Source organism: Nonomuraea sp. NPDC050556 (assembly GCF_044457355.1).
In the GTDB taxonomy this organism is placed as follows: domain Bacteria; phylum Actinomycetota; class Actinomycetes; order Streptosporangiales; family Streptosporangiaceae; genus Nonomuraea.
Map to the genome: position 1 here is coordinate 1877650 of NZ_JBITGU010000002.1, position 18806 is coordinate 1896455.

Genomic DNA, 18806 nt, shown 5'->3' on the forward strand with positions numbered 1-18806 from the left:
CCCCACAGGCCTCCGCCTTTCGCGGGACCGCCACAGCCACCCCAGCGCCCCGATGAGCAGCAGGTCAGCGTCAGCCGTCGAGAGTCACACCAAGAAGCACAGGTTCGTTGACAAGCGTGACGCCGAACTTCTCCCGCACCCCGTCCCGAACCTCACGAGCCAACGCCAGCAGATCAGCCGTAGTCCCACCCCCAGGATGCGTGAGCGCCAACGTGTGCTTGGTCGAGATCCGCACAGCCCCCCGCGCATACCCCTTGGGAAACCCAGCCTGCTCGATCAACCAGGCAGCAGGCACCTTGACCATCCCCCCCGGCATGTCCCACCGAGGATGCCCAGCCGCACGCAACTCGAGCTCCCCCGCCTCCCCAGCCGAAAGCACCGGATTGGTGAAGAACGACCCAGCACTACGAGTGTCAGGATCGTCCGGATCAAGAACCATCCCCTTGCCCCGCCGCAGCTCGATCACCGCAGCCCGAGCCTCAGCCAGCGGCACCCGCTCATCCAGCGCCACCCCCAGCCGCCCAGCAAGCTCCTTGTAAGCGATAGCTCCAGACAGATCCACCCTGTCCAACGCATAGGTAACCCCGAGCACCACATACCGCCCAAGGTCACGCTTGAAAACGCTGTCCCGGTAAGCGAACGCACACTGCCGAGCCTCAAGATCAAGCACCTGCCGCGTACGACGGTCAAAGACCCGCACACACCTGATCGTGTCCGCCACGACCTGCCCGTAGGCCCCGACATTCTGGATAGGCGTAGACCCCACCACACCAGGAATCCCCGACAAACACTCGATCCCCGACCAGCCCTCAGCGACAGCCATGGCGACCAGCGGGTCCCAGTCCTGCCCGGCCTCCACGGTGACCAGCACCTGGTCCCCATCGCTGGACACCGCCACGCCCTGGCTGGTCACCCTGATGACCAGCCCGTCGAACCCGTCGTCCGACACGACCAGGTTGCTCCCGCCGCCGAGCACCAGCAGCGGCTCCTTGCGCCGGTCAGCGTCGGCGACCAGCTCGACCAGTTCCTCGGCCGTGGCCGCCTCCGTGAAGGCACGGGCAGGCCCGCCCAACCCCAGCGTGGTGTACGGCGCGAGCCGGATGTGATCTGCCATAGGCGTCCTAGCCTACGAGCCCCACACCCCCAACAGCACCCACCAACCGCCCACCCAACCCCCACACCCCAACATTTCCACCCCACCACGCGGCAGCCCGGCCGACATGCCCACCCACAAACGCCGCCATCCGACGACCACCACGCATCACAAGGTGCGCCCCTCGACGACACCCTCCCCACAGGAGGCACCACCCGCGACGTCCGCCTTACCCCGCAGGAGCGAGACGCCGCGGCAACCTCTTCTCGCCAAGGGCCCGCACCGCCCAACGACCGCCTTGCCCCACGAGAGAGACCGCCCGACGACCGCCCTGCCCCACGAGGGACCGCCCCACGCCCGCCTTGCCCCACGAGAGGCCACACCACCGACGACAACCTTCCATCACGAGTGGCAAACCCCGACACCCCGAGGGGGGCCGGTGACCCCCTGCCGCACGGGGGAGGGCCCATCACGACCGCGCGGCGCCGCAAGAAGCCCTGGCGCCGCCCCGCCGTACAACGTCAGGTGAGCTGCACCACCGCGCGCGCCTTCGACAGCACCTTGGCGTCCCCCGACCGCGCCGTGAGCCCCAGCACCACGCGCTTGTCCTCGAGCTTCTCCTCCACAACCCCGCTCACCGAGATCACCGCCCCCTGATCGTCGTCAGGCACGACCACCATCGACGAGAACCGCACCCCGTAGTCCACGACCGCCCCAGGATCCCCCGCCCAATCCGTGACGAACCGCCCAGCCTGCGCCATCGTGAACATCCCATGCGCGATCACATCAGGCAGCCCGACCGTCTTCGCGAACCGCTCGTTCCAGTGGATCTGGTTGAAATCCCCCGAAGCCCCGGCGTACATCACCAGGTTCAACCGCCGCACCGGATAGTCGACCGCCGGAATCTCCTGCCCGACCTCGACCTCGTCGTACTTCACCGTCGCAGTCATGATCCGGCCCCTCCACGCTCGACGATCGTGTTGTAACTCGTGCAGACGTGCTCACCGGCGAGCGTCCTGACCTCGCTGCGGAAGGTGAGCAGCTCGTTGCGCCCCGCACTGCGGATGTCGGTGATCGTCGAGGAGGTGACGAGCTCGTCCCCGGCATAGATCGGACGGACGTACTCGAACCGCTGCTCGCCGTGGACCACCATGGCGAAGTTCAGCCCCAGCCCGGGGTCGGCGAGCGCCTCGCCACCGCCCGACAGGGTGAACACGATGGGAAAGGTCGGGGGTGCGACCACATCGGGATGCCCGGCGGCCCTGGCCGCCTCCTTGTCGCGGTAGATCGGGTTGTTGTCGCCGATCGCCGCGGCGAACTCCCTGATCTTCACCCGACTGACCTCGTACGAGGTGGACGACGCGTAGGTACGTCCCACGAAATCACGGTTCAACGCCATGCCCCAGACGCTAACAGAACAAGGTTCGGGAACCCAGATCCCTGTTCGGACCCTTTTTACGACCATGCTGTACGGCTGGCGCCAGGAGACAGCCACCCACCGACGTCCCTTGCGGCCCGTCCATCATGGAACTCCAGCGGCTCCCCTACTCGCCGCAACCACTCATATCCCGCACTTCCCAGGTATCGCAGGGAGTTGCAGAGCCTTTGGCCAGCACTTTCACGCCCCAGGCGTATCCGGGTCGGTCGCTGTAACGACGAGCGGCTGCGTAGCGTGAAGCCCAACGCCCACCCACCTCGGCAGCAGCGCATCCCTCGGCTCCGCCGTACAGGATGGGGCCTTCCACCACGAACCCCTGCCACCCAGGCGCGAGAGCCCCTCAAGCGCCCAGCCAGGTGGGCGGGCGGGCAGACAACCGGGCCCACAAACCAGACCTCCAGCAAACACGCACGACCGGATCCCAACATCGCCTAGACCCGCCAAATCCGGACCTACGGAACCCGTCGCGTCAGGGCGAGCACGCCCCGTTCCCCCTCATCCGGGGCTCAGGAAACGATCCTCCCAGGATCGCCCTCGACGCGTCCCGCCACGCCCTGGCAGACGCGTTCCTCAGGCCTTGCGTTAAGGCCCTACAAAGGGTCTGGAAACGCGACAAACCGGCGCTCCTGGGTGAGGAGGCCGGTTGTGCGGTATGTAAGTCAGGAGTGCTGAAGAACTGCGCTCAGGACGCGGAGAGCCTAGCGGGTCTCGCGGTGCGCCTGGTGGGTGCGGCAGTTGGGGCAGTACTTCTTCAGCTCAAGCCGATCCGGGTCATTGCGCCGGTTCTTCCGCGTGATGTAGTTGCGGTGCTTGCACTCCTGGCAGGCCAGCGTGATCTTCGGCCTAACGTCGGTGGCAGCCACGTGGGAGTGCCTTTCTACGTTCGGGACTGGGACACACCCATGCCCGAGCTAGGGGCTCGGGACTGGGTTGTAGCGGAGGCCGGACTTGAACCGGCGACACAACGATTATGAGCCGTTTGCTCTGCCTGACTGAGCTACTCCGCCTTGGCGGACGATTCCGACCGCCACATGAGGATACCCGACACTGGGAGCACCTTTGTACTTCCCCTGATCGGGTGGGGTGCTACCAGTATGCCTTATCCCGCAAACACTCCGCTCCTGCGAACTCTGCGCTCCCCAACCACGGTCCACAACGAGAAACGCCCGTCCTCGCAACCTTGCGAGCCGGGCGTTCACCTGCTTATAGATCGAGCCTTCGGAATGCGAGCCCCCAAACGGAATCGAACCGTTGACCTTCTCCTTACCATGGAGACGCTCTGCCGACTGAGCTATAGGGGCTTGCCCGTCATCGCTACTGCGCTGCGGACAGGTGTAACCATACACGGCACTCAACGATGATGCGAACTCGTTCATGGCAGTCGGAGGGTCGCGATCGCGCCGTCCTCGGAGTTGGCGAACTCCAGGTCGGCACCGAGCACCCGGGCCTGCCCAGCCGCGATCGTGAGCCCCAGCCCGACGCCCACACCACGGGCCGCGGCGCCGCTGGCGAACCGGCGCGGACCCCACGCGAGCAGCCCCTCGGGAAACCCCGAACCATGATCGGCCACGGTCACCACAGCCCCGTCGACAGTGACCGTGACAGGCTCGGCACCGTGCAGGAGCGCGTTGGCGACAAGGTTCACGAGGACGCGTTCCAGCCGTCGCGGATCGGTCCGCACGACGACGTCCCGCTCGACGACCAGCAGCGCGCCGGTGTCACGGATCGCCCGCCTGGCCAGCGCGCTCAGCTCCCGCTCCTCGAACGCCGCCTCCTCGCCCTGGGTGTCGAGGCGGGCCACTTCGAGGACGTCCTCGACCAGCTTGCGGAGTACGGCGGCGCGGTCCCTGACCAGCTCGGCAGGCCTGCCGGGCGGCAGCAGCGAGGCCGCCGTGACCAGCCCGGCGACCGGCGTGCGCAGCTCGTGGGCGATGTCCGCGGTGACCCGCTGCTCGGCCTCCAGCCGCGCCTGCAGCACGTCTGCCATCCGGTCCAGCGCGATCCCGACGGCCATGACCTCATCGCCCCGCTTTGACCTGGGAGGCGCGTTGCCGGGGTGGTTACGGCGGGGAGGGGAGCCGCTGGAGTTCCATGATGGACGGTCGCCGGCCGACGTCGGCGGGTGGCTGTCCCCCGGCTCCGCCGTACCCCCAAGCCTTTTCCGGGGAAACCCCCGCACACCGGGATCCCCCACGACTCCCTCCGCATCGGAGTCCCTCGCACGCCGCGACGGCTGCGCACCCTGAGTGCTCGGACTTCGCGAGAGGGGGCCGGAACTGCCCCCATCGCCCTTCGCGGGCGTTTCCCGCGGGAAGACGCGGGCCGTGAGGTCGCCCCCCGCGATGGCGCTCGCCGTGGACGCCAGCGTGCGGATGCGGCGGGTCAGCCGCACCGCCACCGCCACCCCCGCCACCGACGCCACCAATGCCGCCACAACCCCCGAGCCCACGAGCACCCGGTCCAGCGACGCCAGCGCCTCCCGCTCGGCCGCGTACGGCCGCGAGAGCCCCACCACCTCGTCCCCCACCGAGGACGCCGCCCACAACGTCCCCCCATCCAGGTACGTCGCGCGCACCCGCGCCGACGAGACCGCCTTGACCAGCGGCCCTGGCACCCCCTCGGTCACCAGCCCCGCGTCCTGCCCCTCCACGTGCTGCGCCAGCAACGACACGAACCGCTCGTCCAGCGCCGTCCGCGCCGCGTCGAGCTGCACGGCCGACGTCCTGACGTGCACGAGCACCCCGACAACCGCCGCCACGAGCACAGCGGTGCCGGCCAGCGCCAACGCGATCTTCCCTCGCAGCCCCATCAGCGCCTCAGCTTGTAGCCGAACCCGCGAACGGTCTCGAGCCGCTCGGTGCCGATCTTCAACCGCAACCGCTGCACGTGCACGTCGACGACGCGCGTGTCGCCGTCCCACGCGTAGTCCCAGACGTTGTTCAGCAGCGTGTCGCGCGACAGCACGATCCCCGGCTGCGCCGCGAACTCCAGCAGCAGCTTGAGCTCCGTAGGCGTCAGCGCCACGAGCGAACCGCCCAGCCGTACCTCCATCGACTGCGTGTCGACCGTCAGATCCCCGAAGGTCAGCTCCTGCGCCTGGTCAGCCGCCTCCGCGCGGCGCAACACCGCCCGGATCCGCGCATGCAGCACCCCCAGATCGAACGGTTTCGTCACGTAGTCGTCCGCCCCGGCCTCCAGCGCGTTGATCACGTCGATCGCGTCCGACCTGGCCGAGATCATGATCACCGGTACGGTCCCCGCCTGCCTGATCCTGCGCGCCAGGCTCACCCCGTCGAGGTGCGGCAGCATGACGTCGAGCAGCGCCACCTCGGGCGCCTCCCGTTCGAAAGCCGCGAGCCCGGCCAGCCCGTCGGAGGCCGTCCGCACCCGCATGCCGTGCATCTCCAGCGCGAGCTGGGTCGCCTCGCGGATCACCGCGTCGTCTTCGACCAGTAGTACGTCGGTCATCGAGGGGGCACCTCCAGAGGCTGATCCGTCAGGTCTTCGCCGAGTTTGTGCGTCGACGACACGCTGATGCGGCTGTAGTAGCCGCTGCGTTCGAGCCAATGAATCTTGCTGAGCGTGATCGTCGCTGGATAGCCCTTGGATTCGCACCCTGGAATGCACCACATGCCAGACACCTCGCCGGTGCCCGTCGCTGTCTCGCCACCCCATGATGTCCAGCGCACCTTCGAGGCGCTGCTGAATTCGCTCAGCGCGAAGGCGGCCGGACGCTGCAACGCGTCACCCATGTAGACCACCGCGTAGACCGGGTGTTTCGGCGACGCGGGAGCCGTACCCTCGACGCGGACACCGCCGTCGGTGCCGCACCCTGCCACGGTGGCCAGCGCCAACAGCGCAACTGCCCATCTCATGGCGTCACGTTATGCGGCCTACCCTGCGGCTTTGTAACAACGGTCCATCGGTAGTGTGATCACTTCGCATAAATCCGCCAGGTCGACGAGCCTGGCGACCTCCGCGACCGAGGTGCAGTCGGCGACGAGCCAGCCGTTCCTGCGCACCCTCAGCACCTGCCGCCCCGCACGCAGAGCGGGCAGCACCTCATAGCCCCCCGGGCCAACCCACCGCCTGTCCATAGCGGCACACAGTAGCCCTCGGGTCTCTCATTTTTTCGGGGGCCACACCCGACGCACCCATACCAACTCAGTAGCGATAGAAACCGGCAAAGTCCTTGACTCGGTCGATCGAGTCAATCCTCACCACAGCCCCCGTCTCCGGAGCATTCATCATCTTCCCCCCGCCGAGATAGATCCCGACGTGGTGGGTTTTGATCTTCTTCTTGGTGATGCTCCCGAAGAAGACCAGATCGCCGGGCGTGGGGTCCTTGACCCTGAACATCTTGCGCACGTGATCGTCCGTGGTCCCCGGACCGAGCACGTCATGCCTGTGCGCGAGCGCGTACACCCAGCGTACGAAGCCTGAGCAGTCGAGCCCGCGCGTCTTCGTCGCCGGACATGGCCTGATCCGTCCCTTGTAACCGGCACAGGTGCCCTTGGACGGTCCCGGGCGATCTGCGTGGCCGCCGCCCCACGAGTAGGCGATGTTCTTGCCCTCGATGTCGTACGCCAGGGCGACGATTTTGGGCAGCGTGTAATACCTGAACGGCACGGACGCCGTAGCCACCAGCAGGAGCGCGACCACGGCGAACGCCAAGCGCGCCTTCCTCGGCACAGCGGTCCCCTTCCGTAGGTGCCGAGTTATATCCTGCTTTATCGCGCCAAACTATGCGGCGGTCAGCTTGAGCTTGACGGTGCCGACCGTGAAGTCGATCCCGACCTTCCCCGTGGCGCGCGGCTTCGTGTAGAAGGTCAGCCGGACCTTCTGACCCCGGTCGAGCTGGGCTATCGAGCACCGTACTGCGGTGCCGCTGAAGCTGCACCCGGGCCCCGCCTTGATCACCTTCTGGCCGCCGAACGTGCGCCCGGACACCTTGATGTTGTTCACCGGGTGCGGCCCCGTGTTGGCGATGGTCACCGTGTAGAGCTTCCTGCTGCGCGACTGGCCCGTCACCGTCACCTCGGCCGGAGGGTTGGCCAGCGCTTTGAGCTGGCTCTCCGACCCGTTGAACGAGTCCTGGCTGCCCGCCAGCGGCCCCTTGTCGGCCGACTGCCAGAAGGTGTGCTTGGTCCAGCTCTTGGGCAGCTCGCCCGGATCGCTCCCCCAGCGCGCCAGCCAGAGCGGATTCCCCTTGAACTGGCTGGAATCGCCGGTGCACGTCCGCCACCAGCTCGTCGTGGTGTAGATGATCGCCGGGCGCCCGGTGCTCGCCTTGTACTTCTTCGTGAAGTCCTTGATCCAGGTGACCATGTCCTCGGGGGAAAGGTCGTAACAGCTGTTCTTGCCGTTCTTGTCCTTGTACGGATTGTCCTCGACGTCCAGAACGCCGGGCAGCGTGATGCCGTCAGTGGACCAGCGCCCGCCGTTGTCGAGGAAGAACTGCGCCTGGGTCGCGCCGTCCGACTCGTGCGGCTGGGCGAAATGGTAGGAACCCCGCAGCAGCCCCGCCCCCGCGGCTCCGCCGTACTGCGCCTCGAAGCGAGGATTGCGGTAGTCCACGCCCTCTGTCGCCTGGACAAAGGCGAACTTCCCGCCGCCGTCGGCCACCTCGACCCAGTCGACGTCCCCGGTCCAGTTGCTCACGTCAACCCCGGGAACCCCGTCCACCGCCTCAGCGGTCGTAGGCGCCATACCGATTGCACCGATTACAGCAAGTAGTAACAAACGTCGCACGGGATCCCCTTCGCCCAGCCCCTTTGGCGTGGAAGATCCTGACGGAATACCTCATATCACCGCAAGCCACTCAGTTAAATGCATCCAACAATGCAATCAAGTCGACAGCTTTCGAGGTGTCCACCCGATGCAACGTGCCGATCCCGAGCGGCTCAGCACGAGCCACCCATTTCTGCCAGATTTCATCATCGACCCGCTCATCCAGGTGGATGGCATGCCGTACCCGGCCCTCATAGCGTTCCCGCGCGAGCCGTACAGGCACGTCACACCAGACCTCGTGCACATGATCGACCCCGGCCCGCTCCAGCCCAGCCGCGACGACCGGCCGCAGATCGGACAGCCAAGGACTTTCGAGTACGGCTCCGCGCCCGGCGTGCGCGAGCAGCGTCCACAGGCTCTCACCTGCGGCTGCGCCGAGCATCGCGCTCCATTGCCTCGGTGCGATGCCGTACGGCGGCGCCGTACCGAGAACATCGGCCAGGGTCTCCTTGAGATGGTCCTTGCTGAAGAGCGGCAGCTCCAGAGCACCCGCCAGGGCGGCGGCCAACGTGCTCTTCCCCGCCCCCGGTAGCCCGTTGACCAGCACGACCACCCGCCTGCGAACGGTGTCCCCGTCCACAGGCGGGCGGTGCTCAGCCGCAGTGCTCAAACGGACTGGTGTACGAGCTGCTCCCGACCGAGCCGCCCCACTTGACGCACTGATCAGGCGCCGAGCGCTTGACCGGGCCCGCGTAGTAGTCGAAGTTGCCCGAATCGGTGGTTCTGGTGCTTCCCTGCGGCTCCAGGAAGGCCGAGACCGCGGACGGCGAGCCGAGGTTGGTCGACTTGAGCGTCACCACGCAGTTGGACCCGTTGCTGGCGTTGTAAAGCAGGTAGGTAGTGCCGCCCGTGAGCGCCGCCGAGTCGACGACACCGTAACCACTGCCGCAGACCTCGCCCGGAGTGTACGGATTGCTGCTACCACAACCGTTGCTGCTACTGATGGCCTTCTTCTCCCCGAGCGACACGGTAATGCCCTCGACCGTCGGGCTGGTGTCCATAGCCCCGGTAGAGGTCCGCTGCTCGTAGTGAAGGTGCGGCGCGGTGGCCCCGCCCGTCGACCCGACCGTCCCGATCGTCGTCCCCTGACCGACACTCAGCGACCCGCCGGCTCCCCGCACCATGCTCGAGAGGTGGGCGTAGCGAGTCTTGGTCCCATCGCTGTGCCGGACTTCCACCCATTTGCCGTAGCTCGTGCTGCCCGCGTCGTAGAAGTACGCCGTACCCGCAGCGGTGGCCCGAACCGTTTCACCGTCGATGGCGTCACCGCCGTAGTTCTGCCAGTCGATGGACCCGGAGGGGTTGTGGGTGGGAGTCCAGTTGTTGGCGTAGAAGGTCTTGCCACAGTTGAACGGACTCTTGTGCGAGACGGCCATGACTCTCGCGTTCGCGGGCTGAGAAAGCGTAGCCGCGAGCAGAGCCCCTAAGACAGCGAGAACAACAACCCTGAGGGTCCTCGACCAGGACATGCGCACCTCTCTGAGGGGGGTGAAGGAGCGACACCCAGCCCCATGAGGCCCACAAGCCCCAAAGGGACAGGTCGATCATGAAGATAGCCCCGAAAGTTCTCTTCATCAATCGCCATCACATGAAAGTTTGCTGCTCCCCCAACTCCCCGTCAGACACCTCCTCCCCACCCCTTGGACCCCTCCGCACCTTGACCTGCGAGACGGCCTCGACAATGGCCCCATGGAACTCCCGGCAGAGCTACGCGACAACCTGGCCAACATTCGAGGCGACCTGCTCCGGGGCCAGCTCGTTGGCGTTGTCGCAGATGCGGGATGGCTCGCCTGCGACCTGATCGGCGTCGGAGTTGACACGCCGACCACGCTTGAGCTCGCTGGACACGCTCTTTCCATCGGATCCATGGCGGAGATCGAGCCACTGATCCGCCAAGTATTGACCGAGTGCGACATGCCCCCCATCGACACCCAGCAAGAGCCGTGGATAGTCGCCCGGGATATCTCGCTGGCCATGCAGGACGGCATAATCCCCATCTCCCACGGCGCCGACTTCCTGATCACTCAGCTCATGACCAAATGCGACTACCCGCCAGAGATCACCGAGCTCATGCTCCTCATCGACGACTGGGAAGCCATACGCGACACACCCCCAACCAATGAGGAGCTCCACACTCTCGCCGGAAGGATCGCAAAGGCTGCGAAGATGCACACATCCACCTGAGTACGGCAGGGCCACGGTCACATGGCGGCCGATCTGCGCATCTATCCCCTACTCTGCCTCGACCCCTGGTGAGCCCGCGGTCACAGGACAGTCAGCATGAAGCCAGCCACCGCAGGGACCCCTGTGAAGAGGCAGAACGAGAGCTTCTCGTCGGACACCCAGAAGTCATAATCCGGCTGGATGAACGCGACCACCAGCATGACGGGGGGTGCCGCCATCCCGACGACCGGCTAGAGAGGCAGGCGGGCCAGTAGAGCGGCCACCGCACTGAGCGGGAAGGGCGCCAGCACGAACGCCGTCAGCAGCTTCAACTCGGAGTCCGAGTCACGGGTCGGCCACCGGAGCAGGAGCAGCAGTAAGAACGCCACCGCAGATCCCACCGACGCACAGCGTGATTGTCACGGATCGAGAGCGGACGCGTCGATGCCCAGGAGCCGTGGACCGCTGACATACGGCTGCTCCAGACGGTATCTGGCTGCGTACCCCGGAAATGCAAAAGAGGCCCCGAAGGGCCTCTGGAACTGCTGGTGGCAGGTGCAGGACTTGAACCTGCGTAGGCTGAGCCGACGGTTTTACAGACCGCTCCCTTTGACCACTCGGGCAACCTGCCGCATCCACCGCTCTCGCGGCGACAGACAGAAGAATAGCGGACTTCAGAAGTACACGTGACACCGGTTTGTCCCGCCGCACCTCCCGAGGAACCCCAACCCCCTTCGAGCCGGGCACCGGCGCGGCATGATGCTGGTTAGGCTTGTCAAACCACAGCAAGCATCTAGGAGTCGGCGCAGGCTGAGTCCGCCGTCAGAGAGGATTTGCGCTTTGGCAGACTCGTCATTCGACATCGTCAGCAAGATCGACCACCAGGAGGTCGACAACGCGCTGAACCAGACGGTCAAGGAGATCGGACACCGCTTCGACTTCAAGGGCACCGGTGCCTCGATCAGCTGGTCGGGGCAGACCGCCATCGAGATCAAGGCGAACAGCGAGGAGCGCGCCAACGCGGCCCTCGACGTGCTCAAGGAGAAGGTGATCAAGCGAGGCCTCTCGCTGAAGATCCTCGACGCCGACGAGCCGCGGCTGTCCGGCAAGGAATACCGCCTGCTGGTCAGCCTCAAGGAAGGCATCGACCAGGAGCACGCGAAGAAGATCTCGAAGATCATCCGCGACGAGGGTCCCAAGGGCATCAAGGCCCAGATCCAGGGCGAGGAGCTTCGAGTCAGCTCCAAGAAGAAGGACGACCTGCAGGAGGTCATGGCCCTGCTCAAGGGCAAGGACCTCGACGTCGCCCTCCAGTTCGTCAACTACCGCTGAGCCACCCGCGCGGTCCTGCGCCTCCACCAGAGGCGCAGGACGCGGCTAAAGGTCTCAGGATGGGCGCAATACGCGGGTCGCGCCGGCGATCAAGGCGGTCGCGAGTAGCCAGCCGGACACGATGAGCGCGTAGGCGAGCCACTGCGTCCACCCTCCCGGGTCGAAAAGGTCCCTCTGCCCGAAGGCCGGGATCGGCAGCAGCAGGTCGAACGAGTAGGCGAAGGCGTCGAAACCAGGGCTTTCCGCCGGTTTCAGGGCCCGCGGCGGCACCGCGGTGAACGCCGCCGTCCCCGCCGCCAGCAGCAGCGCGAACCAGATCGACGCGAGCCACGGCCGGTAACCGTACCCGACGGTCACGTCCAGGAAACCGCCGAGCGCGCGCCCGCCGACGCTCTGCGAGCGCCGCCTAGCGCGGAGTTTGGCGAGCTGGGTACGGCGGGCCAGGGCGTCGTTGCCGTCGCGCATGTACCAAGCGGCCAGTTGCTCGTACGGCTGGGGCAGGAAGCCGAACGGGTCGCGCGCCACCCATTCGATCCTGCGCGCGAAGCCGCTCCCGCGGAGTCTGTCGTAGGTCAGGCCGTTCAGGTGGAGTTTGTCCGGCCAGGTCGAAGGGTCGTCGTGCAGCGTGTTCACGTGGGCGTGGGCGAAGCTGACGGCGCCGGCGATGGGTTCTGCCGGCTTGAGGTAGACCTCGCGCGCCTCCATATGGCTGCAATGCAGTGCGTATTTGGTGTCTTCGCTGCGGATGACGCCTTCCATGGAGAAGGTGCCGTTGATCCTGGCGCCGCGCAGCCGTACGCAGCCCTGGGACGTGAAGCCTTCGGTGCAGGACAGGACGTCCTCGACGACCATGCTCTCGCCGTTAAGGGCGACCTTGCCTGGATTGCGTAGGGTCGCGCCGTCAAGGAAGAGACCGCCGTTAAGGCGGGCGCCGACCAGGCGTACGCCGCCGGTGAAATCCGCGTTGCGCAGAAAGGTGCCCGAGTCGACGACGAGCGAGGCGGTGTAGAGCGCCCATTCGTCGTCCGCGACGACCTTCGTGCCGCCCATCCACAGGCCGCTGTCGAACTGCGCCCGCGCCAGCCGTACCGTGCCATGGATTGACGAACCGGACAGGCTGAGGTGGCCGCTGACCCGCATGCCGCCGCCGTTGAATCCGGGCATGCTGCAGTCCGTCAGCCGGATCGTCCTGGTGACGCCGCTGTTGAAATCGACGGGTTCGTCCAGGTGGCAGCCGCTCAGCACGAGCTCGAAACCCACGTTTCCCGCACGTAAGACCAGCGGCCCGGTGATCCTGGCCCCCCGCAGCCGTACGGCAGGCACGGTGCCCGCCTCGGTCTCGCGCGCGCCGAGCAGCAGCTTCGCGATCACCTCTGCCCTGACCGTCCGCTCCGACCCCCACGACGCGCCGTCGGTCGGCGCGTTCACCCCTGCGACGCTGCTCGTATCCCCTGAAACCGGGCCGAAATCCACCCAGGATCCTGACGGAAAGGCGCGCCAGACCCGGCGTTCTGCCTGGCTCATTCTCGTGGCCAATCTGTGACGCAACCTTTCCGCTGGGTGGTGCATCTATCCAGGTGACGAAAGGACCCTGCCATGATCCGGGCCTTGGCGGCAGTTGCCGCAGCCTCGACGATGATGCTCATGCCGGCACCGGCTACCGCGCAAGCCGCAAAGGACGTCAGATACGCCTGGGTCGGCAGTTGTCCGAAGAAGGACTACACCGTCCCGTGCGGTTCGTGGACGCTCGCCCTGCGCGGCGGCGGCAGCCTCGCGCTGAAGGACGCCGTGGTCCATCCCACGACATCGGCCGGAACGACGGACAAAGAGGCGAGTGCACCGATCGCGATCAGCGGCGACGGCAGGCTCGTCAGCTATTTCCGGAAAAATGATGGCAAGTTGGTCGTGCGCGACGTCGCCAAGGGCACCGTGAAGGCGCTCCCCGGCAAGACCGCGACCCTGCCGCGCGGCCTGGGCATGGGCGACCTCGACACCGCCTTCTCCAACGACGGCAGCAGGTTCTTCATCGACTACTTCGATCCGGACGCCAAGCTCAAGTCGGTGATCGTCAACCTCAGGACCGGTACGGTCACCCGCATCCCCGGCGCTGAGATCGTCCAGGGCTTCAGCCCCAACGGCGAATACGTGCTGACCGCCAGGACGACCAACGACAACACCACCGAATTCGCCGTCTACGACGGATCGGGCGACGAGGTGCAGAGCCGGGTCGTCCCGCAGATCGTCTCGAACAACGCGCCCATCGCGCTGTCGGACGACGGCACGACGGTCGGCATCGTGATCACCGGACCGCAGGTGACCAGCAAGGCGCGGCTGCGCACGTACGACCTGTCGACGGACGCCGTCTCCGAGGCCGTCACGCTCAGCTACCCGCCGTCCAAGGAGTTCCCGAGCCGCCTGGTCTGGGACTCCTCGGACGGCCTCACCTTGTGGACCTACCGCGCCACACCCGACGGATCCCCCAATGCCGCGGTCAAGCGCCACATCAACCCCGACACCGGCACGGCCACCAAGCTCGACTCGTTCGCCATCAAGTCCGGCATCTGGACCTGGTGGTTGCCAGGCGACTAATCACGTCTATCGTCCTTTTCATGGCGAAAATTCATGAAAAGCTGACAGACCGGCTGCGCGCGTTCATCTCCGCTCAGCCGGTCTATTTCATCGCCACCGCCCCAGAGCACGGCGGCCATGTGAACGTCTCGCCGAAGGGCTACGCGGACACCTTCTCCATCCTCGACGACCTGACCGTCGCCTACCTCGACCTCGACGGCAGCGGCGTCGAGACGATCTCCCACCTGCGCGACAACGGCCGCATCACGGTGATGTTCTGCGCATTTCAGGGGCCGCCCAACATCGTCAGGCTGTACGGCACGGGCCGGGTCGTCGTGCCTGGCGACGCCGATTTCGACGGGTTGAAGCAGCGTTTCGGCCCGCATCCCGGGGTGCGCTCGGTCATCGTCGTCAGCATCGACCGGATCCAGGACTCGTGCGGCTACGCCGTACCCTTCATGGCTTTTGAGAATGATCGCGGGCTTCTCGACCAGTGGGCGGGGCGCAAGGATGTGCAGCAGAAGCGGGCATATCGCGCCAAGAACAACCGGGAAAGCATCGACGGCCTGCCCGGACTGAGCGCCGAGGAGACCGATCCGGTCGCCCAGCATTCCTGATCGCTCTTGGTACGGTGGCCTCCATGTTCGCGGCACTCGCACTGGTCGGAGCGCTCCTCGTCAACGGTGTGCACGCGGAGGCGACGGCGCCGGTGCGTTACGCGGGCCTGACCTCGTGCCCCGGCAAGGACGGCAAACGCCACATCTGCGGGCCGTGGAGGTTGTGGCTGCGCGACGGCAGGACGATCACTCTGCCCGACGCGCAGCTGCGCTCGCTCGGCACCGACGGCCGCGAGGAGCGCCTGCGCGCGCCCATCTCCGTGGACGCTTATGGCCGCTTCGCCACCTACTTCAGCAAATCCACCCACAAGCTGGTCGTCCGCGACATATCCACCGGGAAGACGACGAACGTCGCCGAACGGCCCTCGGTCGCGATGTCGAGTCTCGAGCTCCTGGTGTCGCCTGGTGGTCGCTATGTCGTCATAGATCCCGACACTGGCAGCAGCCCCACCACGGTCGTCGAGTCGGCGACCGGCAAGCGGTGGTCGTTGCCCGACTATGCCAGGGTTCAGGGCTTCAGTCCGGACGGCAAGCTGCTGCGGGTGATCCTCGACTACGAGGAAACCGCTGTATATCGGCCGGGCGGCGCTGAACCGTCGGGTGGCGTCACGCTGGTGGGGTGGGGTGCGCTCACCAACGACGGCAGGACCCTGGCGGGAGCCTCGCGTACACATATCCGCTTCTATTCCACCGCGAACGCCATGGAGTCGCGGCGCGCCCTCCGCATCGCCCTCCCGGCCAAGCAGTCGCCGCGCCGCCTCGACTGGACCTCCGCGACCGGCCTGACCATGCTCACCCTGCAGGAACCTCGCCGTTTCGTCGCTCGGTCGATCAACACCAGAACCGGCGCGGTACGGATCACGGACGCGTTCACGATCAGCGATCACACGTGGGATGTCCATCTCGCGGGGGAATAGGTAGGGACAGCCCCCCTGTGAGAGCAGTGCGGGCGTGACTGATTCGCGGCGACAAAGCCGACAGAGTCGGACACATGACTTCCACTACCTCCCGCCGCCTGCTTGCCGCCGCTGCCATAGGCGTGCTGGTCCTCGCCCCCGTCGCTCCTGCCGTGGCCTCGACGTCGACCTCGGCTTCGGCCTCGCCTTCGCGGGACCTGGATCGTTCGCTGCAGGCGCAGCTGGACCGGCTCACCAAGGAGGACAAAGCGCCCGGAGCCTTGGCGTACGTCACCGAAGCTGACGGCACGAGCACGACCGTCGTCTCCGGTACGGCGGAGCGCGGAACCGGGCGGCCCATGGTCGGCGCGGACGCCAAGTTCAGGATCGGGAGCATCACCAAGCCGGTCCTGGCGGTGACCGTGTTGCGTCTGGTCGAGCAGGGCAAGATCGCGCTGGACGCGCCGGTTGAACGGTATCTGCCCGGTGTGCTGCGCGGCACGGGTGCGGGTGCGGCGATCGACGGGCGGAAGATCACGGTGCGCGGCTTGCTGCAGCAGACGAGCGGGTTGCCGGACTTCATGGGGGCGGTCGACTGGTCCAAGCCGTCGCAGGACTATCTGAAGATCGCACTCGGGATGAAGCCGACGCCCGCCGGGCGGTTCGCGTACGCCAACACGAACTACCTGGTGGCGGGGATGGTGGTGAAGGCGGTCACCGGGCGTGACTTCCGAGCGGTCAGCCGCGACCTGGTGCTGGAGCCGTTGGGGATGCTGGGCACGTACTGGCCGGCGAGGGGGGACACGGGGTTGCGCAAGCCGTACGCGCACACTTATGGGGTGAATCCCGTGGATCCTCAGGGTGGGGTGGTGGATGTGACGCGGCTGCCTGGGTACGAGCTGGGGGCCAGTGGGGGGTTGGTGTCCACGCCGGAGGACCTGAACCGGTTCTGGGACGGGGTGTTCACGGGGAAGGTGCTGTCTGACCGTGCGTTTCTGAAGCGGACGGTGGCCATGAAGGGTGGGGAGTGGCCGGTTGGGTCGCGGTACGGGTTTGGGATGGCTCGGGTGCAGATGTCCTGTGGGACTGTCTGGTTCCATGGCGGGGATGTGCCTGGGGTCTTCGCGTTGAGCGGACGGGCCTCGTCGGGACGGCAGGCGACGGTGTACACGACGGGTTCGATGAACGGCGACAAGCAGTTTCCCCACATGATCGCCACCTTGACCACCGCCCTCTGCCCCTAACCCACCCTCATCGGGAGGTTCGACCCCGCCCCCGTGTGTCTCTATCCCACCAAGAGGTCTCGCCCGCCGCGCGGCTCCGACCCACCGAGAGATTTGGTCCCCCGCACGACCCGACCCACCCGACGGCCCCGACCCACCGGGCGGGCCGACCCACCGGGCGGGCCGACCCACAGTCCCGCTGCACCAAGAGGTTTTCACTCTGCTGAGGCGGCTGCCCTGCCGGAAAAGCGTCGATCCGCGTGCCGTGCGGTCACCCTAGGGGGCAGCGCCAGAGAGTCGCTGCTGGAGGACGGCCAGCGTTGCATGGCGGTTGGCAGCTGGACGGCCAAAAGGGGACGGCATGGTTATCGACAGGCCTGGCCGTCAGCGGCGGTAGCCCGCCATGCGTTCCAGGCGGGCGACGCGTTCCGAGGTTGGCGGGTGGGTGGAGAACATGCGCCCCAACGCCGCCCCGCTGAACGGGTTGGCGATCATCAGGTGCGACGCCGAGGTGAGGCGGCTGTTCTCGGGAAGCGGCAGCTTGCGCGCCCCCATCTCGATCTTCCGCAACGCCGAAGCCAGCGCCAGCGGATCCCCCGTCAACCTCGCCCCGGCCTCGTCCGCCTGGAACTCGCGTGACCTGGAGATCGCCAGCTGCACCATCGTCGCCGCCACCGGCCCGAGCACCATCATCAGCAACGCCCCGAGGAACCCCGGCCCCTCGTCGTCGTCCGATCCGCCGAAGAACACCGCCACATAGCTCAGCCACGTGATCATGGTCGCCAAGGCTCCGGCGACCGAGGAGATGAGGATGTCCCGGTTGTACACGTGGGACAGCTCGTGCCCGATCACTCCCCTGAGCTCACGCTCGTTGAGCATCTGGGTCAGCCCGTACGTCACGCAGACCGCAGCCTGCCGGGGGCTCCTGCCGGTGGCGAACGCGTTCGGCTGGGCGGTGGGTGAGATGTACAGGCGTGGCATCGGCTGGCGGGCCTGGGTGGAGAGCTCGCGGACGATGCGGAAGAGCGTGGGCTGCTCCACCTCGCTCACCGGGCGGGCGCGCATGGCGGACAGGGCGATGCGGTCGGAGAAGAAGTAGGCGACGCCGTTGGTCACGAGGGCGATCACGAACGCGATCTGCAGGCCCGTACCGCCACCCAACCACGCACCGATTGCCAGAATCAGCGCGGACAGGGCACCGAGCAGGACCGCGGTACGCAGACCGTTGTGGTGCAAGGTTCCCCCTTTCGTGGCGTGGGTTCACCCCATCCAACGTCAATCCCCCACCCCATCGTTCCCCGCAAGCCCACACCCGGAAGCCCCGAGCCCGCTTTCCCCCGATATGACCCAAAAGCCATCACCACGCCCCACCCCTGGGCTCTACGGCCCACACCCCTTCCCCTGCCCCACACCCATCGCCACACAACTGACGAGCGACGAGCGACCAGCGACCAGCGACCAGCGACGTCGCACGCTCGCCTCACCACGCCCCTAGGCGCGGCACGATCTCCCTCCTGTCCTCCCCTCACCCGACGCCGCGGCCCTGGAGCTGCCCGCCCCTGCCCGCCCCTGCCCGCCCCTGGCCGACACCGCCCCCAGAAGCTGCCCGGCACCGCGCCCAGGGAGTTGCCCGCCCCGCCCTGCACCGCCCCAGAAGCTGCCCGCCACGCGCCCGGGGAGTCGCCC

General features: G+C 66.9%; 21 protein-coding genes and 3 tRNA genes. 6 read left to right on the plus strand and 18 right to left on the minus strand.

Annotation, left to right across the window (positions count from 1 at the left end; genetic code table 11):
• Nucleotides 1-70: 70 nt before the first annotated feature.
• The 14 genes from ACIBG8_RS26970 to ACIBG8_RS27035 all read right to left on the minus strand — a co-directional run bounded on the left by ACIBG8_RS26970 (nucleotide 71) and on the right by ACIBG8_RS27035 (nucleotide 9697).
• Nucleotides 71-1114 (minus strand): UDP-N-acetylmuramate dehydrogenase, encoded by a 1044-nt coding sequence (locus ACIBG8_RS26970; RefSeq protein ID WP_397345723.1) that lies wholly within the window; start codon nucleotides 1112-1114, stop codon nucleotides 71-73.
• Nucleotides 1115-1614: 500 nt separating this feature from the next.
• Nucleotides 1615-2043, minus strand: a complete 429-nt coding sequence (locus ACIBG8_RS26975; protein ID WP_397345724.1) for a MaoC family dehydratase — start codon at nucleotides 2041-2043, stop codon at nucleotides 1615-1617.
• Nucleotides 2040-2492, minus strand: coding sequence for a MaoC family dehydratase N-terminal domain-containing protein (locus ACIBG8_RS26980; RefSeq protein ID WP_397345725.1), 453 nt, complete (start codon nucleotides 2490-2492; stop codon nucleotides 2040-2042). The genes ACIBG8_RS26975 and ACIBG8_RS26980 overlap by 4 nt, the downstream gene beginning before the upstream one ends.
• 737 nt (nucleotides 2493-3229) lie before the next feature.
• Nucleotides 3230-3394, minus strand: a complete 165-nt coding sequence (gene rpmG, locus ACIBG8_RS26985; RefSeq protein WP_181616146.1) for a 50S ribosomal protein L33 — start codon at nucleotides 3392-3394, stop codon at nucleotides 3230-3232.
• Between the two features lie 70 nt (nucleotides 3395-3464).
• A tRNA-Met gene (locus tag ACIBG8_RS26990) sits at nucleotides 3465-3538 on the minus strand.
• 221 nt (nucleotides 3539-3759) lie between these two features.
• Nucleotides 3760-3832, minus strand: a tRNA-Thr gene (locus ACIBG8_RS26995).
• A 71-nt stretch (nucleotides 3833-3903) separates the two neighbouring features.
• The gene (locus tag ACIBG8_RS27000; RefSeq protein ID WP_397345726.1) at nucleotides 3904-5340 is read right to left on the minus strand and encodes a sensor histidine kinase; all 1437 of its coding nucleotides are present in this window, start codon (nucleotides 5338-5340) and stop codon (nucleotides 3904-3906) included.
• Nucleotides 5340-5999: a two-component system response regulator CseB gene (cseB, locus tag ACIBG8_RS27005; protein ID WP_397345728.1), complete on the minus strand. Its 660-nt coding sequence runs from the start codon at nucleotides 5997-5999 to the stop codon at nucleotides 5340-5342. Before cseB ends, ACIBG8_RS27000 begins: the two co-directional genes overlap by 1 nt.
• Entirely contained in the window at nucleotides 5996-6406 is a 411-nt protein-coding gene (locus tag ACIBG8_RS27010) for a hypothetical protein (RefSeq protein ID WP_397345729.1), read from the minus strand. The genes cseB and ACIBG8_RS27010 overlap by 4 nt, the downstream gene beginning before the upstream one ends.
• 18 nt (nucleotides 6407-6424) lie before the next feature.
• Entirely contained in the window at nucleotides 6425-6628 is a 204-nt protein-coding gene (locus ACIBG8_RS27015) for a transposase (RefSeq protein ID WP_397345730.1), read from the minus strand.
• Between the two features lie 67 nt (nucleotides 6629-6695).
• Nucleotides 6696-7205, minus strand: a complete 510-nt coding sequence (locus tag ACIBG8_RS27020; protein WP_397345731.1) for a C40 family peptidase — start codon at nucleotides 7203-7205, stop codon at nucleotides 6696-6698.
• Nucleotides 7206-7274: 69 nt separating this feature from the next.
• A complete protein-coding gene (locus ACIBG8_RS27025) occupies nucleotides 7275-8240 on the minus strand; it encodes a GH25 family lysozyme (RefSeq protein ID WP_397345732.1) in 966 nt (321 codons plus the stop codon).
• 112 nt (nucleotides 8241-8352) lie between these two features.
• Nucleotides 8353-8931, minus strand: coding sequence for an AAA family ATPase (locus ACIBG8_RS27030; RefSeq protein ID WP_397345733.1), 579 nt, complete (start codon nucleotides 8929-8931; stop codon nucleotides 8353-8355).
• Entirely contained in the window at nucleotides 8915-9697 is a 783-nt protein-coding gene (locus ACIBG8_RS27035; protein ID WP_397345734.1) for a M23 family metallopeptidase, read from the minus strand. Before ACIBG8_RS27035 ends, ACIBG8_RS27030 begins: the two co-directional genes overlap by 17 nt.
• Before the next feature lie 313 nt (nucleotides 9698-10010).
• Between ACIBG8_RS27035 and ACIBG8_RS27040 the strand changes: the two genes are divergently transcribed.
• Nucleotides 10011-10505 (plus strand): hypothetical protein, encoded by a 495-nt coding sequence (locus ACIBG8_RS27040; RefSeq protein WP_397345735.1) that lies wholly within the window; start codon nucleotides 10011-10013, stop codon nucleotides 10503-10505.
• A gap of 230 nt (nucleotides 10506-10735) precedes the next feature.
• On the opposite strand, the gene ACIBG8_RS27045 is transcribed toward ACIBG8_RS27040, so the two are convergent.
• Nucleotides 10736-10873, minus strand: coding sequence for a hypothetical protein (locus ACIBG8_RS27045; protein WP_397345736.1), 138 nt, complete (start codon nucleotides 10871-10873; stop codon nucleotides 10736-10738).
• A gap of 157 nt (nucleotides 10874-11030) precedes the next feature.
• Nucleotides 11031-11115, minus strand: a tRNA-Tyr gene (locus ACIBG8_RS27050).
• Between the two features lie 209 nt (nucleotides 11116-11324).
• On the opposite strand from ACIBG8_RS27050, the gene ACIBG8_RS27055 reads away from it, so the two are divergent.
• A complete protein-coding gene (locus tag ACIBG8_RS27055) occupies nucleotides 11325-11816 on the plus strand; it encodes a YajQ family cyclic di-GMP-binding protein (RefSeq protein WP_397345737.1) in 492 nt (163 codons plus the stop codon).
• Nucleotides 11817-11870: 54 nt separating this feature from the next.
• Here ACIBG8_RS27055 and ACIBG8_RS27060 read toward each other — a convergent pair whose 3' ends face one another.
• Nucleotides 11871-13244: a hypothetical protein gene (locus ACIBG8_RS27060; protein WP_397345738.1), complete on the minus strand. Its 1374-nt coding sequence runs from the start codon at nucleotides 13242-13244 to the stop codon at nucleotides 11871-11873.
• 168 nt (nucleotides 13245-13412) lie between these two features.
• Between ACIBG8_RS27060 and ACIBG8_RS27065 the strand changes: the two genes are divergently transcribed.
• From ACIBG8_RS27065 to ACIBG8_RS27080, 4 genes are all read left to right on the plus strand, one after another.
• Nucleotides 13413-14405, plus strand: a complete 993-nt coding sequence (locus ACIBG8_RS27065; RefSeq protein WP_397345739.1) for a hypothetical protein — start codon at nucleotides 13413-13415, stop codon at nucleotides 14403-14405.
• A gap of 20 nt (nucleotides 14406-14425) precedes the next feature.
• Entirely contained in the window at nucleotides 14426-15001 is a 576-nt protein-coding gene (locus tag ACIBG8_RS27070; protein WP_397345740.1) for a pyridoxamine 5'-phosphate oxidase family protein, read from the plus strand.
• Nucleotides 15002-15024: 23 nt separating this feature from the next.
• Nucleotides 15025-15918 carry a hypothetical protein gene (locus tag ACIBG8_RS27075; protein ID WP_397345741.1) on the plus strand — a complete coding sequence of 298 codons (894 nt, stop codon included), beginning with the start codon at nucleotides 15025-15027 and terminating at the stop codon, nucleotides 15916-15918.
• 74 nt (nucleotides 15919-15992) lie between these two features.
• The gene (locus tag ACIBG8_RS27080) at nucleotides 15993-17141 is read left to right on the plus strand and encodes a serine hydrolase domain-containing protein (RefSeq protein WP_397345742.1); all 1149 of its coding nucleotides are present in this window, start codon (nucleotides 15993-15995) and stop codon (nucleotides 17139-17141) included.
• 363 nt (nucleotides 17142-17504) lie between these two features.
• Here ACIBG8_RS27080 and htpX read toward each other — a convergent pair whose 3' ends face one another.
• Nucleotides 17505-18356, minus strand: a complete 852-nt coding sequence (gene htpX, locus ACIBG8_RS27085) for a zinc metalloprotease HtpX (protein WP_397345743.1) — start codon at nucleotides 18354-18356, stop codon at nucleotides 17505-17507.
• Nucleotides 18357-18806: the final 450 nt, after the last annotated feature.